A 6456-nucleotide genomic window follows, 5' to 3' on the forward strand; every position below is an offset into this window, starting at 1 on the left:
ATTTGGTTTGATTGTTTCTCTCAACTCAATTATACCAATGTTGAAGGTCTCATGCCATTTTTATCACCAAATAATATTGAATTTTCAAGGTGCACAGGGACTTTTATAAGTGCGAAGTTTTAGTTATAATGTAAAATATACAGAGTTTTTTGAGAAACGACTATAAAGTTATATGATAGGTTTTAATATTATTTGTATTTAAAGCGGGGTAATGGAATGAAAGGTGAGATTTCAGTTTTAATTGCCGATGATAACATTGAGTTTGCAAAATTGCTGAAGGAATATATGAACCAGTATGAAGATATAGAAGTTTTAGAAGTAGCAAAAGACGGATTACAGGCTATAGAAATGATTATGTCCCAAAAACCTGATGTGGTTGTGCTTGATATTATTATGCCTAATTTGGACGGATTGGGGGTCTTGGAGAGGCTGTCTACTATGCAGATGGAGTATAAGCCTATCTTCATTATACTTTCAGCCATTGGACAGGATGTATTTGTACAAAGAGCTGTTAGTCTGGGAGCAGAATACTACATTATTAAGCCTTTTGATGTTGAAGTGCTGGTCACCAGAATAAGACAGCTATATAGGGAAAAGTCAATGTCTGCCTTCTCGAATAAGCCGATTATTAAGAATTCTGAGCTGTTTAGCGGCAACGTAGATAGATATTATGACATTGAAGTCGAGGTAACGAATTTGATGCATGAGGTGGGCATCCCTCCGCATATGTCAGGTTACCAGTACCTTCGTGAGGCTATCATACAAACTGTAAAGAATTCAAAGGTTTTTACGTCTGTAACAAAGACTTTGTACCCTGCTGTTGCTGAAAAGTACAACACTACACCTCAAAAAGTTGAGCGAGCAATCAGAAATGCCATTGAGAGTGCTTGGGCAAGAGGTAATCCCGATACTGTGGATGCGTTGTTCGGATACACGATTAATTACAGCAAAGGCAAGCCTACAAACTCAGAATGTATTGCAATGATGGCAGATAAAATAAGAATAACTATGGGATTAAGACCATAAGTAGCCTATGTTATAGCAAATCAAGAGAAAAGATTGGATTAATCTAAAAGACCTGTCGTACGACAGGTCTTTTAATAATATAATTTATTACTTATTAACTATATCCTTTAATCCTTTTCCTGCCTTAAATACAGGTGCTTTGGATGCGGGGATTGTGATTTCTTCTTTTGTCTGAGGGTTTCTTCCCTTTCTTGCAGCTCTGTTCTTAACTTCAAAAGTTCCAAAACCAACAAGAACTACTTTATCACCGCTTTTAAGTGCTTCTTCAACAGAGGCGATAAAAGCATTCAAAGCAGCTTCACTGTTTTTTTTGCTTAGACCTGACTTCGAAGCAATTGAGTTTACTAATTCAGTTTTATTCATGTACACAACCTCCTAAATTTGGAATTCGACAATATTTTATAATGAAAATCGTGTAAAGTCAAGCAATTACGAATAATTTAATGGAATAAATCAAATTTTTTTGTAATAAGTTAATTAATAATTGCATAGTTATACATTTTGATGTATAATATTGCGCTTATCCTATAAAGATAAGCTATTTCGCAGTTTCGTCAAATTCCGACCTGAGGTATAATATGAATTTCAACTTTATTTAGCAGACTATTTAGCTCATTGTAAAAATTATTTTCCTTATGATCATTAGGGGACTCTCCCATTACAATGTGGGTAATTCTATTTTCATTTACAAAATCTACTATGGTTTGAACAATATCATCGGACTTTAGCACTGAAAGATTGGCACCGACTGATTTTGAAATTTTGAATAGATACTCTAATGCCTCTCCTTCTTTAATGTTGTCTAGAAAGTTCCATTCGTTTTTTGCAACATGTATAACAAAGAGTTCGCCCATCAATTCGTTTCTCAAATCTGCGGCTTTTAATATCAGTCTCTCACAAGTAATCTGCTGTGTTACACAAACTAAAATGTTCTGAGGTGAACTCAAGATAAAAACCCCTTTCCTAAGATGCTTTCAGCAAATATATACTGACAATGTATCAACGAATATATATTTTATATTTTGCCACGCTAAACCATGTTTTAGGCATATAAATCGCTGCATTGCCAGTGTAATATTTATTTTGCGATTTATGCGTCTAAAAATATTAAAGTTTAATGCAGCAAATGATTTGGCAGGCATTTTTCAAGCAGCCCTCATACTTTTATTATATCAGAGATACTCAAAAAAGTCTTATTTATTAATAAAAAATGTTTCACCAATCTTCGTACCTGTTCTATTGCAAAATGGATTTTTGTGTACTAGAATTAAACTTACCGGAGTCAAAGTCGGTAAGTTGGAGAAATAAGAGGTCGGGGGATGTCATGAGAACAATTCATATTGATAGTATTATTGAAGCTGTAGAAAAGCTTTGTATGGACTCAAATTATTATCTTAATGATGACATAATAAAAGGCTTGGAAAAAGGCTTTAATGCAGAAGAATCGGATAATGGAAAGGAAATTTTAAGTAAGATTATTGAGAATGCCAAAATAGCAAAGGAAAGGTCTATGGCAATCTGTCAAGATACGGGAATGGCTGTTGTTTTTATGGATATAGGCCAGGATGTGCATATTACAGGAGGAAGCCTTACCGATGCAGTCAATGAAGGAGTTAGAAGAGGTTATGAAAAAGGTTATCTAAGAAAGTCCGTTGTAAGGGATCCTATTGATAGGATAAATACAAAGGACAATACTCCGGCGGTGATTCATTATAACATAATTGACGGAGACAAAATAAAGATAACGGTAGCTCCAAAGGGCTTTGGAAGTGAAAATATGAGCGGTCTTAAAATGCTTACACCTTCACAGGGAATAGAAGGGGTTAAAAGTTTTATAATTGAGACGGTTGAAAAGGCAGGTCCAAATCCTTGTCCTCCTATTGTTGTTGGAGTAGGTATAGGGGGAACCATGGAAAAGGCAGCATTTTTGGCCAAGAAGGCTTTGCTTAGACCGATAGATATAAGAAATGATGTGCCGTATTTAAAAGAGTTGGAAGAGGAGATGTTGGAGCGCATAAACAGACTGGGTATAGGCCCTTCAGGACTGGGAGGAAGAATTACAGCCTTGGGTGTGAACATTGAGGTTTATCCAACCCATATTGCAGGCCTGCCGGTGGCCGTGAATATAAACTGTCATGCAACCAGACATTCGGAGATTATTATATAAATGTTAGTTATTCTGTAAAGGGTGGTAAATATGAAACATACTATCGAAGCGCCTTTGACTGAGGAAAAGGCAAGAGAGTTGAAAGCAGGAGATATTGTAAGCATCAATGGAATAATATATACGGCCAGGGATGCTGCACATAAGAGAATGGTAAGTCTTATACAGGAGGGAAAGCCGCTGCCTTTTGATATAAGGGACCAGATAATATACTATGTTGGTCCGTGTCCTGCAAAACCTGGAGATGTCATTGGTTCCGCAGGTCCGACAACCAGCAGCAGAATGGATGCTTATGCTCCAGAGCTGATAAAGCTTGGATTAAAAGGTATGATAGGTAAGGGATTAAGAAACGAAGCGGTTATAGATGCAATGAAAAGTTGCGGTGCGGTGTATTTTGGAGCGATTGGAGGGGCAGGAGCCCTAATTGCAAGGTCGATTGTTGCTGAAGAATTGATTGCTTTTCCTGATCTTGGAGCAGAGGCCATAAGGAGGCTGACGGTTAAGGATTTTCCTGCTGTTGTAATAATCGATAGCGACGGTAACAATCTTTACAAGACTGGAAGGGAAAAATTCCAGATCGTTACTCCATGAGAGTATTTGTGGAGCAGGGAAATAAAATAGGGTATATTTTTATTTAACAATAGTGTATAATAATGTTTGGGTTAAGTTTAATACGATGTTTAATATTTGAAAGGTTTGGAGGGATAAGAATGAGCAAGATTACAAAGGATATGATTATAGCTGATGTGCTGCAATTAGACAGGGGGGCTGCCCCAATATTTATCAACAATGGAATGCATTGCCTTGGATGTCCGTCTTCATCAGGTGAAAGTATAGAAGATGCATGCGCAGTTCATGGGATAGATGCAGATAAGCTTGTTAAGGAGCTGAACGAATATTTCGAGAATAAATAATCGGCTCCAAAATCAATCGGCTCAAAAGCACTATAAGCTGTTGCATTATAAAGGTTTCTTAATTAATATGAAATCAATCTAACAAAAAATAAGACATTTAATGTCTTATTTTTTTGCACCTTTATCTATATAATTCTTAGGCATTTCTACTTCAGTCGCAAATAAAATCCGAACTATCCAGAGAAGAACTTAGTTGAATGTTCGAGTTTTTAATTGTCTTTATTGAGTATAAATGATATTATATAATAGTGTTAGTTTTAAGTTGTAATTAATTCATTTTGAAGTTATAATTTATATGTTCCAAAAAATAAGGAATGCAGTACCATTAAAGTATACTGGTAGCGAATTGGTTTGGTGCTTCCTAGCGCCATACGCTGTCCAAGGTTTAAATCGCTAAGGTTTATATTAAATTAGTTTTAGGCGGTTTATATAGTTTGTGGTCTGACTTCTGGAATAGGGGGGAATAGTTGAATGGCTACAAGAGTTGTAGTAGGCACCCAGTGGGGAGACGAGGGAAAAGGCAAGTATATTGATATGCTGGCTAAGGACTCGGATATAGTGGTACGTTTTTCAGGCGGAAATAATGCTGGACATACAATAGTAGCCAATGGTGTAAAATATGCGTTGCATCTTATACCATCAGGAATACTGAACGAAGGTAAAACATGTATTATAGGTAACGGTGTTGTGGTTGATCCGGCAGTTTTGCTCAAGGAGATTAAGGAGCTAAATGACAAAGGAATAGACACCAGCAGGCTTTTAGTGAGCGATAGAGCTCATGTTATTATGCCATATCATAGACTGCTAGATGAGCTTCAGGAGAAGTTCAGAGGTGATAATTCAATAGGAACAACCAAAAGAGGTATTGGACCGTGCTACTCGGACAAGACAGAAAGATCGGGAATTAGGATGTGTGATCTTATTGATGAAGAGGTATTTGTCGATAAGGTAAAAGAGAACTTGAAGACTAAAAACCTTATAATTGAAAAGGTATATGGAGGACAAAAGCTAGATGCCGACCAGGTCATATCCGAATACCTTGAATATGGAAGAAAGCTTAAGGGATATGTTGCAGATGTAAACAGCATTATATTTGAGTCTATAGAACAGGACAAGAACGTATTATTTGAAGGGGCGCAGGCGACATTCCTAGACCTTGATTTCGGGACTTATCCGTATGTTACCTCTTCCAATCCTGTGGCAGGTGGGGTCTGCACAGGAGCAGGTGTCGGCCCTGTCTTTATTAATGAGGTATACGGGGTTCTGAAAGCCTATACCTCCAGAGTTGGCGCAGGACCATTCCCGACAGAGCAGGATAATGAGATGGGGGATACTATAAGGGAGCTTGGATGGGAATATGGTACAACGACAGGAAGACCAAGACGTTGCGGTTGGTTGGATCTTGTTATGATAAAGTATGCTGCAAGAGTAAATGGACTTACAGCATTGGCAATAAACCATGTTGATACAATCGGTAAGTTGCCTAAAATAATGCTTTGTGTTGCATACAAAAAGAATGGACAAGAGACTCGCAATTTCCCGTCCAGTCTGAAGGAGCTTGCCCAATGCGAACCCGTATATGAAGAATTTGACGGCTGGGAAGAAGATATATCAAAGGTCAAATCCTTTAATGACCTTCCTGACAATGCTAAAAAGTATTTGCGTAGAATAGAAGAGATTGTAGGAGTCAAAATAAAGCTGATTGGCGTTGGGAAGGAAAGGGAGCAGACTATCATTGTATAGTTAGAGCAATCGACAGCATACTTATATATTTGGTAAGCTATAAGTAGGTTGCATGATGTGGCTCTGTATGTACTCAAAACTGCTCGTGAAACTATGGGCAGTTTTGAGCTACTATCGGTTAGCAAAAAAACTTTAAAAAAACCTAAAAAAATTTAAAAAATTAGTTGACAGAACGATATAACCTGTTGTAATATATATAACTGTGTGATGCAGAAATCGCGCAGTATTATGGGCCATTAGCTCAGTTGGCAGAGCACATGACTTTTAATCATGGTGTCCCGCGTTCGAGTCGCGGATGGCTCACCAGGTAAAAAGGAATCTTGTGGCGTATAGTAGTCATAAGTTTCCTTTTAAAACCACTTAAGAATTAGGGTTAACAATCCATAAAATTCTTAAAAAAAATTAGTTTTTTTACTTGACTTTTTGATGTGTTCTAGCTAAAATATACTTTGTCAGATTGATTGACGAGTGACAATAAATTGATAACTAAAACTTCGCACTTATAAAAGTCCCTGTGCACCTTGAAAATTCAATATTATTTGGTGATAAAAATGGCATGAGACCTTCAACATTGGTATAATTGAGTTGAGAGAAACAATCAAACCAAAT

7 protein-coding genes and 1 tRNA gene are annotated in these 6456 nt (G+C 37.0%); 6 read left to right on the forward strand and 2 right to left on the reverse strand.

The genetic code is table 11. From position 1 onward, the window contains the following. Positions 1-216 precede the first annotated feature (216 nt). Positions 217-1026, forward strand: a complete 810-nt coding sequence (gene spo0A / locus EFD62_RS16925; RefSeq protein WP_069196098.1) for a sporulation transcription factor Spo0A — start codon at positions 217-219, stop codon at positions 1024-1026. Positions 1027-1113: 87 nt separating this feature from the next. Here spo0A and EFD62_RS16930 read toward each other — a convergent pair whose 3' ends face one another. Beyond that, a complete protein-coding gene (locus tag EFD62_RS16930) occupies positions 1114-1389 on the reverse strand; it encodes an HU family DNA-binding protein (RefSeq protein ID WP_069196099.1) in 276 nt (91 codons plus the stop codon). A gap of 191 nt (positions 1390-1580) precedes the next feature. Continuing rightward, entirely contained in the window at positions 1581-1973 is a 393-nt protein-coding gene (locus tag EFD62_RS16935; RefSeq protein WP_069196100.1) for an adenine nucleotide alpha hydrolase family protein, read from the reverse strand. A 377-nt stretch (positions 1974-2350) separates the two neighbouring features. Here EFD62_RS16935 and EFD62_RS16940 point away from each other — a divergent pair, with 377 nt between their 5' ends. The 5 genes from EFD62_RS16940 (at position 2351) to EFD62_RS16960 (ending at position 6153) form a co-directional block, all read left to right on the forward strand. Next, positions 2351-3193, forward strand: coding sequence for a fumarate hydratase (locus EFD62_RS16940; protein ID WP_128706558.1), 843 nt, complete (start codon positions 2351-2353; stop codon positions 3191-3193). A 30-nt stretch (positions 3194-3223) separates the two neighbouring features. Next, the gene (locus EFD62_RS16945; RefSeq protein WP_069196102.1) at positions 3224-3781 is read left to right on the forward strand and encodes a Fe-S-containing hydro-lyase; all 558 of its coding nucleotides are present in this window, start codon (positions 3224-3226) and stop codon (positions 3779-3781) included. Positions 3782-3900: 119 nt separating this feature from the next. After that, entirely contained in the window at positions 3901-4104 is a 204-nt protein-coding gene (locus EFD62_RS16950; RefSeq protein WP_069196103.1) for a DUF1858 domain-containing protein, read from the forward strand. Between the two features lie 471 nt (positions 4105-4575). After that, the gene (locus tag EFD62_RS16955; RefSeq protein WP_069196104.1) at positions 4576-5847 is read left to right on the forward strand and encodes an adenylosuccinate synthase; all 1272 of its coding nucleotides are present in this window, start codon (positions 4576-4578) and stop codon (positions 5845-5847) included. A gap of 230 nt (positions 5848-6077) precedes the next feature. Then, positions 6078-6153: transfer RNA gene (locus EFD62_RS16960), tRNA-Lys, on the forward strand. Positions 6154-6456: the final 303 nt, after the last annotated feature.

Origin of the sequence: Acetivibrio mesophilus (genome assembly GCF_004102745.1) — a bacterium.
Taxonomy (GTDB): domain Bacteria; phylum Bacillota; class Clostridia; order Acetivibrionales; family Acetivibrionaceae; genus Hungateiclostridium; species Hungateiclostridium mesophilum.

Coding starts and splice junctions, on each gene's coding strand:
- EFD62_RS16955 (WP_069196104.1), top strand. CDS start 4,576: ATGGCTACAAGAGTTGTAGTAGGCACCCAGTGGGGAGACGAGGGAAAA.
- EFD62_RS16940 (WP_128706558.1), top strand. CDS start 2,351: ATGAGAACAATTCATATTGATAGTATTATTGAAGCTGTAGAAAAGCTT.
- EFD62_RS16930 (WP_069196099.1), bottom strand. CDS start 1,389: ATGAATAAAACTGAATTAGTAAACTCAATTGCTTCGAAGTCAGGTCTA.
- EFD62_RS16945 (WP_069196102.1), top strand. CDS start 3,224: ATGAAACATACTATCGAAGCGCCTTTGACTGAGGAAAAGGCAAGAGAG.
- spo0A (WP_069196098.1), top strand. CDS start 217: ATGAAAGGTGAGATTTCAGTTTTAATTGCCGATGATAACATTGAGTTT.
- EFD62_RS16950 (WP_069196103.1), top strand. CDS start 3,901: ATGAGCAAGATTACAAAGGATATGATTATAGCTGATGTGCTGCAATTA.